Here is a 21,832-nt window from a genome sequence, read left to right on the forward strand (position 1 = left end):
CTTTCTCATGGGCATTTCATGTAGCAAAACTATTAATATTTCTTTAGTTATAGGTAGGGGTGGCGTTGAAATTGCCTTGTTTGGCTAACATTTCCTTGAGTAATTGATTTAGGCGGGATTTTAAGGATTCAGGGCTTATGACTTCTACGATGTCCCCCATCATGACCACCCATCGCACAAAACCCTCCAGGGAACTGCTCATAAAGGTTAGCCAAATCTCATCTCCCTTTTCCTCTTCCATTACAAATCCGTGGTTGTATTTTTCCTCTGAAATATATTTTTGAAACTTTTTGGGAATGGCGATTACTATTTTCAGCAATTTTTCTTTTTCCTTTACGCTCTCCAAATACTGTTCCAAGCTGGGATGCCCGGTGGTAAAGGGTTCATCCAATACCCTCAACTGTTTTATTCGGCTGATCCTGAAGTTCCGGTAGTCCTTTCTCAATTTGCAAAAAGCAATTAAATACCAATGTTCATGGGCAAAGTAGATTCCTACAGGTTCCACTTGGCGATGGGTGGTTTCCTCCTTCTCAAAGGAGGTATAGACCATTTCCAGCAGCTTATGTTCATGAAGGCTTTTCAGTATGCAGGGTATATATTCCCCTTTATCTTTTCCGGATAGGCTATTATGCCGATTAACTGTCACGAAGGAGGACAATTCTTCCAAGGCCTCCTTTTCCGGGGTTTTAAGTACGGCTTTTATTTTTTCCATGGCGGACTCAAATTGGCGGCTGCTTTCATGGTCTGACACCTTGCCAAATAGCTTCTCTGCCAGCAGTAAAGAAAGTGCCTCTTCCTGGGTGAACATGACCGGGGGCAACCGATACCCTTCTACCAATGCATAGCCCATTCCTGCTTCTCCCATTAAGGGGACTCCTGCTTCTTCCAGGGTTCGCATGTCCCTATAAATTGTCCTCAGGCTCACTTTATATTTGGAGGCAAGTTCCTGCGCTGTGATTTTGCGCTTAGTCTGCAAATGGGTGAGTATGGAGGTGAGCCTGGTTAACCTGTTCATGGTTTTAAAGTTGGCCTTAAAATCATAATGTTTTACGAATATAAGAAGTTTACCCATTTTTTTGAAAGCCTACTGACAATAGGTTGTCAATATCCCCAGCTACATTTGGGATAAACAAATCAACAACTCCTAATTCAAAAAATCATGAATGAAAAGAATGATCAAGTCGCTAATCACGCACCAGTATTAATTTCTCCCAACCAAATGCTGGAACATTGGCAGGGGCATAGGGCTTTGACCAGAAGGGTCATCGAGGCTTTTCCGGAAGACAAACTATTCAGCTTCAGTCTCGGGGGAATGCGCAGTTTTGGGGACATGGCACAGGAACTTCTGGCAATGGCCGAGCCATCGGCAAAAGGTTTCGCCACTGGGGAGTGGGAGGAACTGGACGAAGCTTCTTTAAAAGAAAAATCTAAGGATAAGTTGTTGGAGGCCTGGGACAGGCACACTGCTGGCATCAATAAATGGTTTCCACAAATCCCTGTCGAGCATTTTCAACAGGTGATCAAGGCTTTCAATACCTATGAAGGGGAGGTGTACAGCAGTCTATTGTATATGATAGACAATGAAATCCACCACAGAGGCCAGGGTTATGTATATCTAAGAGTATTGGGCATCACCCCTCCCAATTTTTGGGAAAGGTAGGCTCAGGCCATTACTTCTTCTTTTTCCATGGCTTCAAATTGATTCATCAATGAGCGGGTGAGGCTACCTACCTTGCCATCGGCAATCTCCTGGTCATCCAATTGCGTGATCGGAAGGATACGCTTGGTGGTACTGGTGATAAACACCTCATCCGCCTCAAACACCTCTTTTAATGCAATATCCCTTACCTGTACCTCTCTAGCCAGTTCCATGGTATGCCGTCTGGTAATGCCCAGTAAAATATTGGATTTCGGGGTGGAAATAATTCCGTCCTTAACGATAAACACATTACTGCGACTACTTTCTGAAATCACGCCCTGATGATGGTAAAGCACATCCTCTGCCCCGGCGGTTTTCCAGTCAACACTAAGTAGACATGGAAGGGTGTAGTTGGTAGTCTTGATGGTAGGGATAGGCCTTACATAATCAACGCTAAGCAATTTCACTCCACGTGCATATTTCTCCTCAGAGGGCAACTGCAGTGGTTCACAAAAGATATACAAATCTCCCTTAGCGGGTAGGAAGTGATTGGGGGAAATGCCACCCGTCAAAAGCATGCGAATGCCTCCTTTGGCATGGTCATTTTTTTCAATCAGGGTAGTGATAATTTCTTTAAGGGCCTCTTTTTCAAAATCCAAGGGAAGAAAAGCCATTTTTGCAGATTGGGTAAAACGTTCCAGGTATTCCTCCAAAAAGAGCCCTTGGTAGTTTACGGTTCTAAAAAAATCGAAGATGGCATATCCCCGAATCAAGCCAATGTCCAAGGGATGACAGGATGCCTCATGGGAGGAAATGATCTTGTCTTTGGCAAAACAGAAAGGTTTCATAGTGGTTGAGTAGTGTAAAGATTGATTAGCTTTGCAAGGTGTAAACATAATCCAAAAATCATGAAAACAGAACTGTGCCTTCTAATTTTTATCATCGGGATGTTTGTATGGTCGTGTGGCCCTGGAGAACGTAGGGGATCTGAGGAGAAAGATGAAGTTGAGGAATTAAAAACCGAGGTAATTGCCATTCACGATGAGGTGATGCCAAAAATGGGGCAGCTTAGGGATTACCAGAAGCAACTTTCTGCCAAGGCTGAGGAACTGGAAGCGCAAGCGGCTGAATCTTATCTACAGGCTGCCATTGCATGTGAAAAGGCGTATGAGGGGATGTTTGAGTGGATGAGACAATTTGATTCCACATTGGAAGGAATGTCCGAAGAGGAGGCCATGGGCTATCTGGAAGAGCAGAGGGAAAAAGTGGTAATAGTCAATGAGGACATCAAGGAGGCACTAAAAGAGGCGGAGGTTTTATTGGAGGAAGGTGATGGGGTAATAAAGTGATTTGGTGATATAGTGAGAGGTGTTTGCTAATTATTTCTCATATAGTCATTAACCTGATCGGCGGTGACCAAGGTAGGCTGCTCCCCCCATTTGCTGATCAAATAGGTGGTGATTTTGGCAATATCCAAAGGCTTTAGTTGGGGATTGGCTGGCATAGGTTGGTTATATGTTTTTTCATTCACCACAATTTCTCCTTGTAATCCATTTCGTATAATATAAGCAATTCTTGAGGCATCATTCTCACCGTAACCAACGCCTTTCAAGGGCGGGATCAATTGGCCAAGCCCCGAACCATCTTTTTGATGGCAATTGGCACAGTGCTGTACATAGAGCTCCTGTCCCGCCACCGCATACTGTCTGGTTTTAAGATCTTTTATGCCCTGAATGCCGTTTTCCCCAGAACTACCACATGAAGACAACAATAGGTACAAACAGCCATTAGCGATTAGGCTAGCTACGTTGCCCTTCATTAGCCAAGAGTTTTGGGATATCTTTCATTAATTTATCAACCTGGTCTTCTTTGGTGCCGTCATATACCCCTCTAATGCGTCCCTTCTGATCCACTAGCACAAAAGCTCCACTGTGAAGAAATCCTCCTGGTTCGTCTTTGTCTTCCATAGCAGTGGTCAAGTAGGAGGTTTGTCCAATTTCAAACACATGCTCTTGCTCACCGGTCAGAAAATGCCAGGTTCTTGCGTCAGAAACGCCAAGTCTGGTGGAATAGTCCTTAAGCAAGGATACGGTGTCGTGGGTAGGGTCTATGGAATGACTCAAAATCAGGAAATCAGGTTCTTCCTTAAATTTCTCATAAACTCTTAGCATTTGGGTTTTCATAACCGGACAGATAGTAGGGCAACTGGTAAAAAAGAAGTCAGCCACATATACCTTTCCTTCCACTTCCCGGTTGCTGATCGTTTCGCCATCCTGGTTTTGAAAAGAGAAGTCGGCAATGGTATGATATACCGTGTCCACCACCAATTTCCCCTCAATTTCTATTTCTTCGGTATGTCTGTTCCCCAAAATGGGAAGATCGTTTGACCTATTATTGTTTTCACAGCTTAGGGTGACCATCACTATCAGCAGCATAAACATGGATTGCACAATCCTATATGTCATCTCTTTGTTTTTTTTAAGTTAAGACAAGGGAAATGGGGTATTAGTTCCGTTCTCTGACCTTTTTGTAGGCTTTTATTCCCAGCATCAATAGTGCTGCCAACACCAGTAATCCCAGCAGGCCCCAAGCCATGTCCACAAGGCTTTTTAGGACAATTAAAAAGACGATGGCGAAAAGCAGTAGGGTGGATGCTTCGTTCCAAATGCGAAGCTGGGAACTGTTCCATTTTACCACCCCCGCCTGTAAATCCTTGAATATAAAATGACATTTAAGGTGGTAAACATAGAGCAAGAAAACAAAAACCAGCTTGGCCTGCATAAAAGGAAGATGCAGGTAACCCCACCTGTAAGAAAAAACCCAAATACCAAATACCAAAGTTAAAATGGCTGAGGGCCAAGTGATAATGTACCAAAGTCTGAAGGCCATTAGGTCGAGTTGGGGTTTGAGGATTGCCCTTTCTTCAGGTGGTCGCTCCATGCACTCCACTTGATAAATAAAAAGCCTAACGATGTAAAACAGGCCGGCAAACCAGGTGACGATAAAAATAATATGCAGTGCTTTTACGTATTCGAACCCCATTCTGAAATTTTTCTCCTAAATTAATGGTTTAAGGATGATAAATACCAACGATATGCGAGGGAATTACCTCTTTTATGCCCTTCTGGTAGTGGTCATCTTCCTTATGGGGTGGATGCTTACCGATACCTTTACCCAACCAGGCCTAGATGGCCTTGAGGGGGAATACCAGGAATGGGCGAAATACAGAAATGAAAACAACACTGGGCCGGTAGTGCGGGTTTATGCAGTAGCCGTAAAAGACACTTTATGGGAGGACATGAGAGCTTATGGTGACCTGATGCCACACACCAAATATGGCAGGACGCAAGTTTTTTTCTTTGATGCAGAGAAGGTTGATACCGATAATGATTTGGTGTTGGCTCCAGATTCTCCCTATTTCTCGGAGGACCTACGTCCTTTTTGCTTAGCCTCCTATGAAAAGTCGGCTATGGGAGAGGTGAATTTTTTAAAACAACCCTTTCAATGAGCCGAAAAAAGCGACCCGATAAGGAAGCATATATTGAAGGGGTCTTGGCAGGAGACAGGGTGATGTTGAGTAGGGCCATTACCTTAGTGGAAAGTAAATTGCAGGCGGATAGGGAGTTGGCTGAGGAAGTCATGGATGCCTTGATGCCGCATACTGGAAAAAGTTTTAGGTTGGGTATTACGGGGGTGCCAGGGGTGGGAAAGAGTACTTTTATTGGCAGATTTGGAAAGGAGGTAGTGAGTAAGGGCCATAAATTGGCCGTGCTGGCCATAGACCCCAGTAGCCCTTCAAGTAGGGGGAGCATTTTGGGAGATAAAACCCGAATGGGTGCTTTAGCAGCAGATCCTCGGGTATATGTGCGCCCATCCGCTACTGGGGGTGCACTGGGAGGCATCAGTGCCAACACCCGAGAAGGTTCCCTGATATGCGAGGCGGCAGGCTTTGATTTCATCATCATCGAAACCGTAGGAGTAGGCCAATCCGAGGTGGCGGTAAGGCATATGGTGGATGCATTTCTGCTTTTGCTTTTGCCGGGGGCCGGGGACGAATTGCAGGGGCTTAAAAAGGGGATAGTAGAAATGGCGGATATATTGGTAGTGAATAAGGCGGACGGCCAATCTGTATCCCCTGCCAGGGAGGCCCAAAGGGCTTATTCCCAGGCCATGAAATTATTTCCTCCAAAACTCCACAATTTCCCCACCAAGGTATTAACTTGCTCCTCCTTAACAGGTGATGGAATAGAAAGGTTATGGAATGAGCTCACTGATTATTGGCAATTGGTCTATAAATCAGGTTATATGGAAGAGGAGAGAAGGTCTCAGCGTGTCCATTGGGCCAAAACTCAAATCACCGATTTCATAGAACTCTATTTTTATGCCCACCCCAGCATTAAAGAAGAAATGCCTAAATTGTTGCAAAAAGTGAGAGAAGGTGAAGTGGCCACTTTGTCTGCGGCAAGAAAATTGATGGAATTGTTTCTTCAAAATTGAATATATATTAATGAGGAAGGGTTTGTTTTTTATGATTTTGGCGGTATTTACCGCCTGTGAAAACCCGGATGGGGTTTATTATTTTTATGATATTGTCAATAAAGAGCTTGAATGCTGTGATGAAGATGCATGTGCCTCCGTTTATATGACCTATCCAAGGTTCAAGCCGGTAAACCCCACTTTTAGGCAAATGAATCAAAGGGTTAGCGGTGAGCTTTATTCTTATTTACAAATTGGGGATGTTGAGGAGCAGGCCGAGGAAAACGAAATGTTCGAGTTTTTTTGTGAAGCTTTTAAAGAAGCCGCTTCCGGCAAAGTGGAATCCCCCCAAAATTGGGAGCTGGATACCCGGGCAAATATCACCCAAATGGGTACAGAAACGATCAGCCTCAGGATTAATCATCATCAGTTTACGGGTGGTGCCCATCCAAATTCCGTAGTGAGTTATATGATTTTTGACCTGAGTGAACCAGGTAAGGTCCTTGATCCCTTAGAGCTTATTTTGGATAGGGATGCACTACTGGAAAAGGTGGAGGCTGCTTTCAGGGAACACCATAAGGTGGAGGATGGAATAAGCTTGTCGGAAGACGGCCGTTTCTTTCTGGATAAAGATTCCATTTTTCTTCCCTCTGCCATGGGATATGAGGGCAAGGATTGGGTAATGGTGTACAACACCTACGAAGTAGCTCCCTACTCTATGGGGCAGACAGTGTTGAGCTTTTCCTTGGACGAGCTAAAGGGGATTGTGAAGGGGTGGAAATAACCATTAAAATACTTAATCAGTTGTTTTTTCTTCAAAGCATGCTCTAGGATCCAGAGAAAATACCCTTTAGGCATAAAACCGCTATTTGATTATTGGGAGCTTGGTGTATTTTTGCTGAAGGCCATATCTTTAGGGTATACTGGCGATGATTTAGAGGTATAGAAGGATTGCTGATTTATTAGCATATGTACGTTAAGGCAACATCTACCATTATTTTAATTCTATTCTTTTTTTGCTTTTTTAATAGGACAAAAGCAGGCTGAAATGACTTTAAACTTGACGTAAAGAAAATTCAAAAATCAAGGTCTGCCTATTCCTGATTTATGGAGTCTTCTTGGAAAGATTAAGCGTTTATACTTTTGTTCATTTGGATTATAGGTATATGGTTGTCGAGTCTCCAGGATTAAGGTCTCAATTCCAGTCAAGTTGGTATAAAACAGAAAGTACCTATTCATAAAGGTTTTTCTGCACTTCCTTCAAGCCAAGATCTCAAAAATATGGAAGAGACCTGGTAGCTGGAAAAGTTTCAAGAATTTGCTTGTGATTCCGACAAATACCGACCCATAGCATTAAAGCCGGGAAAGGAATTTTCCCGGCCTAATTATTTTTAATACTATTTTATTGTTGCTCATTTGGATTTTGGGGATTTGGAGATCTTGCCTCTAGAACCAATGTCCCAAAACCAGGAAGGTTTGTGTAGAATTGTGCATATCTCCCCGTAAACCTGCCATCCAAGGAGGGGTTATAATTAAAATATTGCCCATATTGGGAAAACACCTCGCCAGTGGCTGTGGTAATGGCATAGGTAATCCTAAATTCATCACGAACAATTCCCGCAGCTTCCACATCCTCCGGGGAAAATCCAAAAAGGGCATAGGCCTCTGCCCCTGTCATGGTGATCCTGCTTGGAAATGTGGTGTAGCTCCCCAAATCCACAGTGCTGCTGCCCCTGCCCAGAAATAGGTCAATCCTTTCAGCAGTATGCATGTCAAACCCCTCATAGGTAAGGTCAAAGGCCACCTCCGTACTGTTGAGTTGATTGATGTTAAACCAATATTTTCCGGCCTCAATTTCTGCCCTTGCAATAATGCCGACCTCAAAATCTGGCATTTTGATGCTGTCTTCATCCACACATCCCGTCCAAAACAGACAGGAAAAAAGAAGTAAGCGATATATTTGAATATTTTTTTTCATGGCTTCTTGATTTGTAATGTTTTAAAGGATTAAGGAATAGCCCAAAACACCCTTTCAAAAGGATCAGGAGAATAGTTGGAAAGGGAAGGGTTAGTTTCCAGTTCTGAAACGGGTATGATAAACCGCTGTGGGTATGGGGGATTTCCCATCACTGGTGCTGTCACCGAAAAATCAGGGAACCCGGTTCTTCTGTAATTGTTGTAGGCTTCTATACCATTTCCCCAAAGCGCCAATTGGTATTCTGTCATGATGATATTCAGACGCTCATCTTGGTTCCCCGCACTATTGAAGGCGTTAGTGACATCTGCTATATAGGCTTCCACAGCCTCATCCTGCATTTCAAAAGGGCTGCCCACGATGGAGGGCATTTCATCTGCTCCAAAGGCTTTCACCTTCTGCATGGAAAGTCGTAAGGCCTCCTGAAGCAGGGAAAGTGGATCTCCGCTCACCTCTGTGGTTAAGGCCATTTCTGCATGAAGGAACTTCACCATATAGGCTGTCAGCATGGGGAAAATACCTCTTCCCGTTCCATCCGCAGCAGTTACTGTTTTTGGTTCATCCGTATCCACCAAACCAGCCACAGGGTACACCCCAAAAGTAGCAAGAAGTGCCCCCTCATTGGAAAACGCCGAAGGGTCACCTGCATCCCTTCCCAAATACCCATTACCTATAAGGCCTACGGGGCAGCCCCCTCCTGCGCAAGTCACCACTGCTCCTCCACCGTCTCCAGGAACCTGTCTGAAGATATAATACCTTAGCCTCGGGTCGGTTATGTTTCTGTAGGAAACCCTTAGTCCCGTGGTGGCACTTATGGTGCCGTCATTCAGCAAATTTGCCATAGTCCAGTTATCCATCCAATAGGCAGTGGCTTGATTGTAATGGTTGACATGAAGGGGGTGTCGGTTCTGATTTGGGGTTTGTTGGGACCCGTACTTGAGCTCAAAATCCTCTGTATGTGTATTTATAAGGTCGCTGCTGATCAATTGGGAAAAACCCTGTACAGAATTGATACTGCTTTCTTTACGTGTTTGTGCATACATTTTCAGTTTTAGGGTGTTACCCATCTTTCTCCAGTTGGCCATGTTGCCGTTATAGATCATATCCCCTTGAATGGGACCTGTGTGGCTTCCTATTTCCTGTAGCGCAAAATCAATTTCATTCAGGATGTCGGCATAGATGTCGGCTCCTTGATCAATACCAGGGAAGGTTACTTCCGTGTTAAGCGCCTCAAAGTAGGGGAGATCACCATATAAATCCACCATGACACTAAAGGTATAAGCTTTTAACAACCGTGCAATGCCCCTGTATCCTATGTCCTCATCTTGGGCACCGTCTATGATGGCTTGAAGGTTTGCCAAGGGTCTAGAGTACATGTTAATCCAAGAAGTACTATAGGTGCCCTGGTTCTGTTCGTAGTTTCTAAGTGCGGTAATGTACCACATCCTGCTGAATGACCCTGCAATGGTATTGGGGTCCCCCAAAAGGTTAGACACCAAGGATACTTGTGAGTAGGCAAGGGTGTTGGGCATTACCAATTGGGTGGAAACATTGGGATCATCATTGATGTCCAGCAAGTTTTCGGTACAAGCCGTTAGCACGAAAAGTGTCATTAGCATTCCATGTACCCACCCTTTAATTGTTTTAGATGTTTTCTTCATGATTGTTTGTGGTTTTACTACCTTAAAAGGTGACGGATAAATTTGCACTGAGCCTCCTTGTGGAAGGAACCCCAATAAAGTCAATTCCCCTAAGCCCAGGGAAAGTGCTGGTTTCGGGGTCAAGGTTTAAGCCTGGGTGAAAGTTTGGGGTTATGAACCATAGGTTCCGTCCGGAAATACCGAAATTGGCACTTCCAAAAGGGGTTTTATCCAGCAGTTTTGCAGGAAGGTTGTAGGTCAAAGCCAGTTCTCTCAGACGGAAGACGGTGGCGTCAAAAGTGTGAAATTCCTCTGCACCGTTCCATCCGAAGCTGCCTCTGTCGTACCACCAATTGAAATTAGTGATGTTTATGGTGTTGCGTATTTTTTCACCGTTGGCATCTGTAGCAGCCATGTAATTACCGTTTTCGTCTCTCAAAAGGCTACCATCAGGATTCCTGCCTGCTATGTACCCTGGCATAATTCGGGAAACCATTCTGTCCCCTGCATCATCGGTAAGCCCCCTTCCTACAATTTCCCGGTTGGATTTGGAATACAAATCGCCCCCTTGGACCCAATCAAGAACTACCGTTAGCTGCAGCCCTTTGTACCTAAAGTTGTTGGTGATACCCATTACAAAGTCTGGGTTGGGGTCACCAATAACCTGGGGCTCAGGATTGTCGATGTATTTCCCAAAGGTGGTGCCAGGAAGTCCATCGATCAAAAGGTTGCCCTCGCTATCTCTGATGGCCTTTCTTCCTACCAAAATCCCGAATGGTTGGCCTGTCCTGTGGGCGATTTGCACGATTTCACTGGAGCCGGCCAAACTTGTAAGTACGATCTGGTCCACTCCTTCTTGTAGTTCAAGCACCTCGTTCCTGTTTCTGGTAAAGACAGTGTAAACGTTCCAGTTAAACCCGGTAGGCGAAGTGATAAGGTTCAGGTCCAAACCCAGCTCCACCCCATGGTTTCGTACCCTTCCAATATTGACAACCTGGCTGGCAGAACCACTGGAGGGGGGCACGTTTATGGCAGTGATTCCATTCCTGGTAGTCCTGTCATAGTAAGTGAAATCCAGCCCCACTCTTTGGTTAAACATCCTCAGTTCTGTCCCTAATTCAATTTCAGTGGTCAACTCTGGCTTAAGCATGGGGTTTCCTCTGTTGGTGTTGATGGCGGATCCATTGATTGACCCGAATTGGTTGTTGAATGGGAATTGGGTAGCCCCAGAACTTGGGTTCACCGGCTGGTTCAAAAGAAAGTTATTGGTGGTCAAGTAAGGGTCGGCATCGTTGCCTACCTGTCCAATACCGGCTCTGATTTTCGCATAATCAATTACGCTTCCGTTTAAATTCAAGGCATCGCTGAGGATGATGGAGGTAGATACACCGGGGTAAAAATAGGACCTGTTTTCTGCTGGTAGTGTGGAGGACCAGTCGTTTCTAGCCGTTAGGTTTAAGAATGCCCACTCCTCATATGCCAGGGAGATGTCCGTAAATATTCCCGCAAACCGCCTTCTTGTAAATCTGTCCTGTAGAACAAATTGCGCCGAGGTATTTGTTAGGGAGCGAATGCCCCGTTCTATTATTCCATTTCCCCCAAATTGGGAAATGGTGTTGGTGCGCTGGTTAATATTCCACCCTGCAAGCGTCCTCAAATACAACTTGCTGGACAACTCCTTATTGATGCTGATCAGCAAATTTCCATCCAACTCGGAATTTGAGAAGGTAGCGTTCTCCATGGTGCCCGATTGCTCGATTGCGGATCCAAAACCATGTGGCTCCAACATAGAAAACCTGCGGTCCGTATAGGCATTAAAGCCAAATTGATAGGACACATTTAGCCAGTCCGTAATATCGTATCCAAGTTTAAGGTTGCCAAAATACCGATCTACGTGGCTGTCATTATAGGTGTTATTCGCCACCCACCTGGGATGGTTTACGGTTCGGTAATACATGGCGCCACCATCCTCTTCTCTTTGAAAGGGATAACCATCTGCATTAAAGCTGGTAGGCATCCACTGCACAAGTTGGGCTGCAGACTGTCCCCCAAAGTTCCCACTGCTCAGGGCAGGGTTTTTCTGGACTGTATTCACATAATTCAGGCCTGCACTGATCCTCAATCCATTCTCCAGCTTGGCGTTACCCCCTATGTTTCCGCTGATTCTGTTGACGGAGGAATTGGGGATAATTCCGGTATTGTCCATCCAGGATAGTCCTGCGGAGAGGGAGGCATTTTGGTCACCTGTTTGGAGTGAGATAGCATGTTCCTGCAATCGCCCTGTATTGTAAAAGTTCCTGTATTTATCCACATGGGGTTCATAGGGCACATCGTCCCCCCGGGTGGCAACGGCCCGAAATGAAGGCATATTTAAAAATGGCCCAAGGGCAGGATTGGTATAAGGGTGGGGCACCGTTTCGTAGGCAGAATAGGGTGCACCGAAAGAGCCAAAATAATTCTCAATGTAGACATTCCCGTTTCCTCCTTGCCCATACTCTGTTTGATAAACAGGTAATTTCGCCACATCCTCTGTTCCGAAAGATGCCCGGTAATTAACTTCCATCCCTTTTGAGGAAAGTGTCCTGCCGTTTTTTGTGGTGATGATGATCACTCCATTTTGAGCCCGGGATCCGTAGAGTGCTGCGGCTGCGGCACCCTTAAGGACGGTTACCGATTCAACTATATTGGGATCTATATCAAAGGCTCGGTTGGTAACGGTATTTCCATCCCGGTCAGAATGGCCCTGTATGGAGTTGTCAAAAGGGATACCGTCTACCACAAAAAGAGGCTGGTTGTTGCCTGTTAGCGAGGAACTTCCCCGTATGGTGATGTTTGTATTTCCCCCTGTTACACCCCCTGCACCTTGTATGAGCACGCCGGCTACTTTTCCATTAAGAGATCGAATGAGGTCAGGTTCGGACCGTTGGGTAATGTCCCTGTCCCCCAATTCCGACACCGCATATCCAAGACCTTTTTTTTCCCGTTCAATACCAATGGCGGTGACCACCACTTCACTTAGGCTACTTACATCGGGTTGCATGACTACGTCCACGGTGGTTCTTCCTCCGATCTCCACCTCTTTTCTTGCCATTCCGATAAAGGAAAAAACCAAGGTGCTGCTTTCTTCAGGAAGATCCACACTATATTGCCCTTCCATGTCAGTGACCGTCCCAGTGCTGGTCCCCTTTACTATTACGCTGACTCCAGGTATTGGAGCCTGGTCTTCCGTAGAAATTACGGTACCCTTTACGTTTACTGTTTGAGCAAAAGAATAATTTGCATAAACGGTAAAAATAAGAATAACTAATAAATAATTTTTCATAAAACATGTGTTTAGTTTTATTATAATTTAAATTCATTTCTGAAAAATTTTTAACTATTTGATTAAAAAAAATAGCCCAACAGGTTATTAAATTATAAAACACTGATATTCAAATGTTTATGTATGTATTTTGGTCAGGCTTATTGGTTAATTTATCTGGAAAAGTTCATTACCTGAAGCATAGATAAGTGGGGATTTAATTATCACTAGCAAAATAGTTGATTTTTTTCCGCAATTAATGTTAAAAAATAATATTCTAGAATAAATTATAATTAACAAATAACTAAAAATAAGTGTAAAAAATAAATAATTGATAAAATTAAGTATTTTAAGTTTCTTAAAATTAAATAAATACGTATATTTTTAAGTATTCCTTAAATAGATAATAAGTAATAAAATCACCTTAAAAAACACTTTATTAGTATCAAAATTTAATTTATTGGTTTAAATAAATTAGTTAATTTTAAGTATTTCACTTTTTTTCATTTTAATGGTATAATTTTAACCTTATAAAAAAAGGTACCCCAATGGAGTAAATCAGTTCAGAAAGAGGGTTGAAGGATACTTCCCCAACACCCTACTCATCTGTTTATCTTTCTAAGCACCTTTCATAGACCATAACCTGTCCCGTATTTCGGGATAGCCTTCCCCAGCCTGTCCCAAACTTGTTTCGGGAGAATCTCGCAATCTCCAAGCTATGGAGCATCCCAGTATGTGACGTGCTCGACATGCCTGACTGCCGTCCAGGAAGGCTCCATTTCAGCTGTCTTTTGACAAATGATTTGAGGATCTACTATACATTTATTTTTTTGATTTTATTTAATTGAATAATATTGGGATTAAATAATCTTTTTACAAACAAAAATAACTAGTTTACGCAAATTACATAGTATTTAATCTGCTTTTATTTGTATTTTAATATATATATTTTATATTTGAAATACGGCATATTATTTTATCCATCCTATGAGGAGAGACTTTGTAATCCTTTTTGGCCTGTATTTTATTTTTACTTTGCCCCTAAGGGCTCAACAAAGGGATTATGGTTTTAAGAATGTGACCATTCATGAGGGGCTGTCTCAAAACAGCGTGGTGGATATTGAGGAGGACCCTTTGGGGTTTATGTGGTTTGCCACCCAGGATGGCCTAAACCGTTATGATGGGAGGGAATTTTTAATTTTCCCGAAGTTTTTTGATGACATCACTACTGCGGAACATACCCAACTGGGAAAGATTGCTTCCTCTGCCGAGGAACTTTGGATGGTCAGTATAGGGGGTAACTTAGAGGTGATGGACCTGCTCACCCAAACCAGCAGAAAAGTGGAAACCCTAGGGAAGCAGCAACTACCAGTTCCCAAGGTTAGTGAAGTTTTTTTTGACAGGGTGGGAAACCTTTGGGTTGGCACCTTGGATGAGGGAATACTATTCAGGGACGCAAATACCAATGAGGTTAGGCAAATTAAGGATACAGGAGAGTTTGCGGTTTCCAACAACCAAGTCCGAAGCATTTTTGAAGACAGCCATGGTCACATTTGGGTGTTGACAAAATCTGGTCTTGACCGAATAGTAGGCGGCGAAATAACCCACTACTTAAAGGGCATCAATACCCACGTTATCACCGAGGACGGAGATGGCAATTTATGGGTGGGTACACTAAGCAGTGGTTTGTATGTAAAAAGTTCAGGATCCGATCACTTTCATCCCTTTAGGGGTTTCAAGGACATCTCCATTCCCGATGACCTGATCGTTGAGGCCATACATGCTGATCAGGAGGATAATGTATGGGTGGGTACCTATGGGAAAGGCCTGTACATTCTTCAATTAAAGGACTCCACCCAGGTAAATTTGCTACCGGATATCAGAAACCCCTTTTCCATCGGGTTCCAGGATATTTTGTCCATCCACCAGGACAGCAAAGGAGGGATATGGATCGGTACCGATGGGGGAGGGGTGAGTTATTATGAAAAGCAGTTCAATAATTTTAGAAGGGTCACCAATCAGAACGTTTCCAAAAATATCTCCATAGAACAGATCCGTTCCATCTCCACAGACCTTGACGGACAAGTATGGATAGGGACCTCGGGTCAGGGTTTGACGCTTTACCAGCCCTCCACCCGTGAATTTGAAACTATTCATTTTCCTTCCCTTCATTCCAATATAGGCAATCCTGACAGGGTAGTCTCTTTGTTGTCCGATATGGAAGGGGACCTGTGGGTAGGGACTCAGGACAATGGTTTGATCGTCAGGGACAGGCATACGCATCAAATCGAAAAGTGGTTTTCCTCCGAGGCCAAGGTGGAGTCCGAGCGCATACCGGACAACACTATATGGTGCATGTTGGAAAGTGAGTCCGGACAGTTATGGGTAGGTACTAGGAATTCCGGCTTGCTTTTAATGGATAAGGAAAAGGGATTAGTGGGTTCCTACTTAGTCTCGCCCGATAAAAGGCATATCCCGGATGAAAATAGTGTGCGGAGTATCGTGCAAGTCAACGACAGCACACTTGCCGTGGGTTTTGAGAAGGTGCACGGCGTCCAATTGCTAAACCTTTCTACTGGTGAATTTAAACCTGTACACTGTGCCCCTCTTGACTGGATTCTTCAAAATGAAACAGGGATCAAAAACCTGTATTTCCAGGATGGCTGGCTATGGATAGGCACTGCAGGAAAAGGGTTGGTCATTGTACACTTGGAGCTAGCCACCGCGATTACCGTAGACGAAAAAAACGGGCTTCCCAACAACATGATCTATGGCCTTTTGCCTGAAAATGACAGTACCCTTTGGGCAAGTAGCAACCGGGGGCTTTTTAGGATCAACTATACATTAAAGGAAAACGACATTACCTTGGATCAAATTTCGTCGTTTTCCATTGCCGATGGATTGCAAAGCACCGAGTTCAACACCGGTGCATTTCACAAATCCAGGGATGGCATTATGTATTTTGGGGGAATTAGTGGGTTGAATTATTTCGATCCGGAAAAACTGGTGTTTTCCGATAATTCCTTCAAGGTGGTGCTAACGGGGGCAATGGTGGGGAACAGTCCCCTTGAAAGTGACACACTGATCACTTATAAAAATCACCTAAAGCTCAGGTATTTCGAAAATTCCCTCTCCTTTGACTATACCGTCCTGGATTATGTTTCCCCAGAGAAAAGACGGTTCTTTTATCAACTGGAGGGGTATGATGAAGATTGGGTGGATGCCGGAAACAGAAATTATACGGCCTATACCAACCTCTCACCCGGGGATTACCGGTTTAGGGTAAAATCTTCCAACAACCCAGCAGAGGATGCACCTGTTACTACTTTGGGTATTTCCATCGCCTTTCCTTTTTGGTTGGAATGGTGGTTTTTGGTTGCAGCTGTCCTCTTGTTGGCTCTCGCCGTTTATGGAATATATAAGTATAGGATCAACCAACTCCTTTATATTCAACAGGTTAAAAATAACATATCTGCCGATCTCCATGACGAAATAGGCTCCAGGCTTACCAATATCCAACTATTGTCAGTTATCTCTAAAAACAACCTAAACGGAAAGGAACCCAGGACATACCTTGAAAAAATAGAGAGTGAAGTGCTGTCATCCGCTGAGGCATTGGATGAAATCGTTTGGAACATCAAAATTACAGATGAAGACCTCCAGGATATCGTGGCCCGAATGAGGCGCTATGCCAGTGATTTGCTGGAAAATGACGATACCCTTTACACCATGAATGTTGCTTCCGATTTTTCGAACAAAAAAATGTCCATGCAAAAGCGCAGGGAGTTGTTTTTGATTTTCAAGGAGTTGTTGAACAACGTCCGCAAGCATGCCAGGGCCAAAAATGTAAATATCCTTGTAAAAGCTCAAAATCATGGCCTGGAGTTGACCGTGGAAGATGACGGAATAGGTTTCGACCCCGCTGAGGGTACAAACAGGAATGGGTTGAAAAACATAAAGTACAGGTTGGAAAAGTGGAATGGGGAAATGCATTTGCAAAGCCAAATAAACCAAGGGACAAACATACGGGTTTGGGTGCCATTTGGTAAAACCAGCTTCAGGCAACTTTTCACCCTTGAAAAGCTCCGCTTGTTCTAAATCAAAAACTCACCCTAAAAGGGGATTGAATGTCTGGATAAACTTCTCTAATTTTAGCTATGTCAATTCGGTTGGTAATATTCGAGGACAATGAAACACTAAGGAACTCACTGGTTACCTTGTTGGGAAGTAGTGCGGATTACGAAGTCATAGGTGCCCACGGGGATGTTCTGGATGTGGAGAAGGTTATGCAATCCACCCGACCGGATGTGGTTATTTTGGACATAGACATGCCAAAACTTGATGGGATATCGGCCATCCCACTGATTAAACTTATAGTACCAGAAATATCTGTGGTGATGTACACGCAATTTGAGGACGATGACAGGTTATTTAAGAGCCTTTGTGCTGGTGCCGACGGGTATGTCTTGAAAAAAAACTCTCCCTTGAAGCTATTTGAGGCCATAGCCGAGGTACACAAGGGAGGTATGCCCATGTCCCCGGCAATAGCACAAAAAGTGCTTAACTCTTTTAGGGATAAGCCGAAGCCCAAGCATAAGGATTATTTGCTGACTATCAGGGAAATAGAGGTGCTGCAGTTATTGATTAAAGGCTATACCGTAAAATACATAGCCGCGGAATTACAAATCGCTTATGAAACCTGTCGGTCCCATCTCAGAAATATTTATAAGAAACTACACGTGCAGTGCGGAAAGGAAGCCATCGCAAAGGTGTTGGAGGAGCAGATAAAACTCATTAGGTAATATCCCCCTAAAAGGGGATTTACAGAGAGTATAATTTTAATTTTATTGAAAAACTAGATCCTCAGCCGCATTATTTCCCAGCTTTTCGTCATGGGCTTTTTATAGACCATCATCGGCCGAGCGGGCTTTTTGGTACCGGCAGGATCTAGGAGTGAGTATCCTTTCCATCCATTCCAGATAACCGCCCTGGCAGCTGCCGGCGAATATTTTTCGATCGTCAACGTAAGTGCCAAAAAATGGAAGTCTTTTCGTTGATGGGAAGCCTCTATAGACAATGGCTCCAGTCTTCAGACTTGGGCCTATAAGGATTGCTATCTCCCGCCTGCCATTTTCATTTTCACATCAGTTTGAAGACTGGGTTTTATCATTTGAATTCCTTTCACTATATATCCCCCTTAAAGGGGATAAAAATAACATGATGATCTCCTGCTTTTTTAACCTCTATGCTTCCTGGATTACTGAAACGGGTATTTTGTGAAACATAATTTTATTTTTTATCCAGGAATCAAACACAATCTTATCCCCCTAAAAGGTGATTGCGCCCCTTTTTTATTAGCCATATCTTTCACTGCTAAATTTAGGGCTATCAATTTGATCGGCCTTCAAGAACCTCTTTTAACTCTTATTTCAATGCGTATGAAAACTGTTTACAACAACTCCCAACTGATAGCGGGCAGATCCATATTTTTTACTGTCCTAATGTTTATGAGCTTTTTTGCGTATGCCCAGAACACTTACATCGTCAACAGTACGGCAGATGATGGTAGCACGGGTACCTTAAGATGGGCCATCAATCAAGCCAATACTTCTGCATTGAATGATAATATTAATTTCAGTATACCTGGAACTGGGCCACATACTATTCTACTGGTAAGTTCTTTGCCAACAATAATAAATCCTGTACAACTTGATGGAAGTACGCAAGCAGGATATACTACTGGAAGCCCTTCCATAATGATTGATGGAAATGATGTTGCGGTTTATGGCTTCAGATTTTCCGGATCGTCTTCAGGAAGTGTTGTCAAAGGGTTGGGGATGGTGGGGTTTTCTTCCAACAGTGCTATTGCAATTTGGGCGGAATCTACCGGGAACCATGTTATTCAGGGTAACTTAATCGGTCTCACACAAGACGGACTCGCTGCAAAGAACAACAGGTTTGGGATTATTTTGGACAATAGCCCTGGGAACCAGATTGGAGGGAAAGCTGTGAGTGAAAGAAACTACATTGCAGGCAATACTGCGACTGGTCTGCAGATAAATGGCGAAACTTCTTCTTCTAATGTAGTCGAAGGAAATTTTTTTGGGGTAAATAAAAATGGTACTGCGGCAGTTAATAATGGCAATAACATAGCCATAGGCAATGCTCCTAACAATCTTATAGGAGGTACTGATCAAAATTCCCGAAACATCATATCAGGGGCAATATCAGGTAATGTTGGTATTGGTATACATATTTTAGGAGCTGCGTCAATAGGCAATAGCGTTTTGGGGAACTATATAGGGACAGATGTATCAGGTAATTTAGCTATCCGAAATGGTTTTGCCGGCATAAGGATCTCTGGCGGGGCCTCCGGAAACTTTATCGGATCGCCTTCTGCTGGTAATATAATCTCTGGAAACTATGATCCTAATTTTAATTCATCTGCAGGTATAGGTATTGAAATCAGCGGTTCAGGATCAGATAATAACATAATTAAGGGCAATAGGGCAGGTACTAATGCTGCTGGAACTGCTGCATTGCCAAATCGTGCTGGAATCGATTTACAGGCCGGACCCAATGGGACCATTGTTGGGGGAAGTAGTACTGGTGAAGGGAACTTACTTTCAGGTAACTTGAACAATGGGATTGAAATTGGGAACGCTACGTCAGAAGACCCTAACAGTTCAAATGGCAATGTAATTTTAGGGAATTTGATTGGTACCAATGCCGATGGCACAGGGGCAATTCCAAATTTAAGAGGAATAGTTTTTATTAATTCGCAAAACAATATAGTAGGAGGTTCTGGGAATAATAGCAGGAACATTATTTCCGGTAATTCAAGCGATGGAATACTGATGACGGAAGGTGTTAACAATGACATTAAAAACAATTATGTAGGGTTATCGATCGATGGTAATTTATTGGCAAACGGGAGCAACGGAATCTGGATTTCCTCAGGAAGTGGAAGCAATACAATAGGAGGTCTATCAATTGAGGAAAAGAATGTTATATCTGGGAATACCTCAAGCGGTATCTTAATTGATGAATCCAGTAATAATGGGGTTACCGGGAATTTTATTGGAACAAATATATTGGGGACTGCAGCCATACCCAATGGAGGCTCAGGTATCAGTGTATCAGGACAGTCTGCCACAGGTAACATTATAGGCGGAGATACCGAAGGGGAAAGAAATGTGATTTCTGGAAACACGGGTAACGGTATAAGTATTACATCAGGTGCTTCAAATAATCAGGTAAAAGGGAATATTGTAGGATTGAACCTAGATGGTACAGCAGCAATACCAAATCAATCTGGTATTTTTATTCAGTCGGCAACGGAAAATTCTTTTGAGGCTAACGTGATTTCTGGGAATACGAATTTTGGAGTCACATTATTCTCAAATGCCAATAGTAATGTTTTTAATAATAATTTGATTGGAACCAATAAGGATGGCAATGCAGCCATTGCTAACCTTAGGGGATTCAATATTTTCGAATCCAGTAATAACGAAATAGGAGGTTATTTAGGCATAAGAAATATCATTTCCGGAAATACGCAGGATGGGATCCTTATCAATAATGCAAGTAATAATAAGATAAGCAATAACTTTATTGGTTTAGATAATGGAGGAGCTAAACTTGCCAATGGAGGTTCTGGCATCAGTATATCGGGACAATCCGCCACGGGGAATTTGATAGGTGGGGATAGCGAGGGGGAAAGAAACGTGATTTCCGGAAATACTTCAAGAGGGATTACACTTTTATCCGGGGCAAACGGTAATACCGTTGCAGGGAATTACTTAGGTACAAATCCTGAAGGCACGGCAGGAATACCTAATTCAATAGGGATCAACTTAGCCAGCAGTAACTCCAATACCATTGTTGGAAACCTTATTTCAGGCAATACCGATCAAGGGATTTATTTGGTAAATTCTGACGCTAATTCCTTTTATAGCAATCTTATCGGAACCCAGGCTGACGGAATCTCTCCAATGCCCAATAGTCTAGGTATGGCTATATTTAATAGCAGTGATAATAACAATATAGGGGGATTGGCTTCAGGGGAAGCTAATACTGTAGCGTTTAATACAAATAGAGGGATATGGATTGATGCAGTGCCTTTTTTGTCTAATAATAATCCTCCTATCAATAACAGGATATCTGGTAACAATATTTTTGACAATACAAATCTAGGTATAGTTTTAGGTGAAAATGGACCTACCCCCAATGACCCTGAGGATGCGGACACCGGCCCAAACAAGTTACAGAATTTTCCCGAAATACAGGGCAATGCCAGTTTTGACGGGTCGAATATATCCCTGAGGTATTTCGTGCCTTCCGCTCCTGCCAACTCCGCCTACCCCATACAGGTGGAATTTTTCATTGACGACGGCAACAGGCAGGGCAAGGAATTTTTGTATGTGGACAGCTTTACTGAAGAGGATTATGACCTATCCGAACCCAAGTTCATAAACTTTGCCCTGCCGGCGGGCAGTACTTTTGCTGTGGGGGCCGCCGTATTGGGCACGGCCACTGATGCCGATGGCAATACCTCAGAGTTTGGTGCTTCGGTAGCCGTGGAGGAGGCAGTCAATTATATATTGACGGTAGATACTGTCGGATTAGGAACTGTCTTGGCCAATCCGGCCTTAGAGGCCTATCCCGCAGGTACCCCAGTGGAGCTTACTGCAGCTCCCGCCGAAGGTTGGCAATTCTCACAATGGGTAGATGCAGAAGGTTTAATTCTGGGCACTGACCCCATCCTTCAATTCACTATGAACAGTGATGTATTTGTAAGA

Annotated in this window: 16 protein-coding genes; 8 read left to right on the forward strand and 8 right to left on the reverse strand. The window is 43.5% G+C overall.

Annotation, left to right across the window (positions count from 1 at the left end; translation table 11 throughout):
- Positions 1-43: 43 nt before the first annotated feature.
- On the reverse strand, positions 44-1,015 hold the full coding sequence (locus DB520_RS16665; protein ID WP_114750910.1) for a helix-turn-helix transcriptional regulator: 972 nt from the start codon (positions 1,013-1,015) through the stop codon (positions 44-46).
- Positions 1,016-1,159: 144 nt separating this feature from the next.
- Here DB520_RS16665 and DB520_RS16670 point away from each other — a divergent pair, with 144 nt between their 5' ends.
- Positions 1,160-1,660: a DinB family protein gene (locus tag DB520_RS16670; RefSeq protein WP_114750850.1), complete on the forward strand. Its 501-nt coding sequence runs from the start codon at positions 1,160-1,162 to the stop codon at positions 1,658-1,660.
- A gap of 2 nt (positions 1,661-1,662) precedes the next feature.
- Here the strand turns inward: DB520_RS16670 and DB520_RS16675 are convergent, their stop codons facing one another.
- Positions 1,663-2,487, reverse strand: a complete 825-nt coding sequence (locus DB520_RS16675) for an aminotransferase class IV (protein ID WP_114750851.1) — start codon at positions 2,485-2,487, stop codon at positions 1,663-1,665.
- 60 nt (positions 2,488-2,547) lie between these two features.
- On the opposite strand from DB520_RS16675, the gene DB520_RS16680 reads away from it, so the two are divergent.
- The gene (locus tag DB520_RS16680) at positions 2,548-2,988 is read left to right on the forward strand and encodes a hypothetical protein (protein ID WP_232835025.1); all 441 of its coding nucleotides are present in this window, start codon (positions 2,548-2,550) and stop codon (positions 2,986-2,988) included.
- 26 nt (positions 2,989-3,014) lie between these two features.
- On the opposite strand, the gene DB520_RS16685 is transcribed toward DB520_RS16680, so the two are convergent.
- From DB520_RS16685 to DB520_RS16695, 3 genes are all read right to left on the reverse strand, one after another.
- Positions 3,015-3,458: a c-type cytochrome gene (locus DB520_RS16685; RefSeq protein ID WP_114750852.1), complete on the reverse strand. Its 444-nt coding sequence runs from the start codon at positions 3,456-3,458 to the stop codon at positions 3,015-3,017.
- A complete protein-coding gene (locus DB520_RS16690; protein ID WP_394340944.1) occupies positions 3,439-4,074 on the reverse strand; it encodes an SCO family protein in 636 nt (211 codons plus the stop codon). The genes DB520_RS16685 and DB520_RS16690 overlap by 20 nt, the downstream gene beginning before the upstream one ends.
- A 70-nt stretch (positions 4,075-4,144) precedes the next feature.
- The gene (locus tag DB520_RS16695) at positions 4,145-4,681 is read right to left on the reverse strand and encodes a CopD family protein (RefSeq protein WP_114750854.1); all 537 of its coding nucleotides are present in this window, start codon (positions 4,679-4,681) and stop codon (positions 4,145-4,147) included.
- Positions 4,682-4,715: 34 nt separating this feature from the next.
- Here DB520_RS16695 and DB520_RS16700 point away from each other — a divergent pair, with 34 nt between their 5' ends.
- Genes DB520_RS16700 through DB520_RS16710 form a run of 3 tightly spaced genes read left to right on the forward strand, consistent with a single transcriptional unit; the run spans position 4,716 to position 6,899 of the window.
- The gene (locus DB520_RS16700) at positions 4,716-5,147 is read left to right on the forward strand and encodes a hypothetical protein (RefSeq protein ID WP_232835026.1); all 432 of its coding nucleotides are present in this window, start codon (positions 4,716-4,718) and stop codon (positions 5,145-5,147) included.
- Positions 5,144-6,136 carry a methylmalonyl Co-A mutase-associated GTPase MeaB gene (meaB, locus tag DB520_RS16705; protein WP_114750855.1) on the forward strand — a complete coding sequence of 331 codons (993 nt, stop codon included), beginning with the start codon at positions 5,144-5,146 and terminating at the stop codon, positions 6,134-6,136. The genes DB520_RS16700 and meaB overlap by 4 nt, the downstream gene beginning before the upstream one ends.
- A gap of 10 nt (positions 6,137-6,146) precedes the next feature.
- Positions 6,147-6,899, forward strand: a complete 753-nt coding sequence (locus tag DB520_RS16710) for a DUF3298 and DUF4163 domain-containing protein (protein ID WP_114750856.1) — start codon at positions 6,147-6,149, stop codon at positions 6,897-6,899.
- Positions 6,900-7,517: 618 nt separating this feature from the next.
- On the opposite strand, the gene DB520_RS16715 is transcribed toward DB520_RS16710, so the two are convergent.
- Genes DB520_RS16715 through DB520_RS16725 form a run of 3 tightly spaced genes read right to left on the reverse strand, consistent with a single transcriptional unit; the run spans position 7,518 to position 13,052 of the window.
- Positions 7,518-8,093 carry a hypothetical protein gene (locus tag DB520_RS16715; protein ID WP_114750857.1) on the reverse strand — a complete coding sequence of 192 codons (576 nt, stop codon included), beginning with the start codon at positions 8,091-8,093 and terminating at the stop codon, positions 7,518-7,520.
- A 29-nt stretch (positions 8,094-8,122) separates the two neighbouring features.
- Positions 8,123-9,751 (reverse strand): SusD/RagB family nutrient-binding outer membrane lipoprotein, encoded by a 1,629-nt coding sequence (locus DB520_RS16720; protein ID WP_114750858.1) that lies wholly within the window; start codon positions 9,749-9,751, stop codon positions 8,123-8,125.
- Positions 9,752-9,773: 22 nt separating this feature from the next.
- On the reverse strand, positions 9,774-13,052 hold the full coding sequence (locus DB520_RS16725; protein WP_114750859.1) for a SusC/RagA family TonB-linked outer membrane protein: 3,279 nt from the start codon (positions 13,050-13,052) through the stop codon (positions 9,774-9,776).
- A gap of 966 nt (positions 13,053-14,018) precedes the next feature.
- Here DB520_RS16725 and DB520_RS16730 point away from each other — a divergent pair.
- From DB520_RS16730 to DB520_RS16745, 3 genes are all read left to right on the forward strand, one after another.
- Positions 14,019-17,129 (forward strand): ligand-binding sensor domain-containing protein, encoded by a 3,111-nt coding sequence (locus DB520_RS16730; protein ID WP_114750860.1) that lies wholly within the window; start codon positions 14,019-14,021, stop codon positions 17,127-17,129.
- 59 nt (positions 17,130-17,188) lie between these two features.
- Complete coding sequence (locus DB520_RS16735) at positions 17,189-17,833, forward strand: response regulator (RefSeq protein WP_114750861.1); 645 nt, start codon at positions 17,189-17,191, stop codon at positions 17,831-17,833.
- Positions 17,834-18,463: 630 nt separating this feature from the next.
- Positions 18,464-21,832, forward strand: a 3,369-nt coding sequence (locus DB520_RS16745) for a beta strand repeat-containing protein (RefSeq protein WP_198675370.1), incomplete at its 3' end; no start/stop codon positions are given.

The sequence above is a fragment of the Pleomorphovibrio marinus genome (assembly GCF_003347495.1).
GTDB classification, from domain to species: Bacteria; Bacteroidota; Bacteroidia; order Cytophagales; family Cyclobacteriaceae; genus Pleomorphovibrio; species Pleomorphovibrio marinus.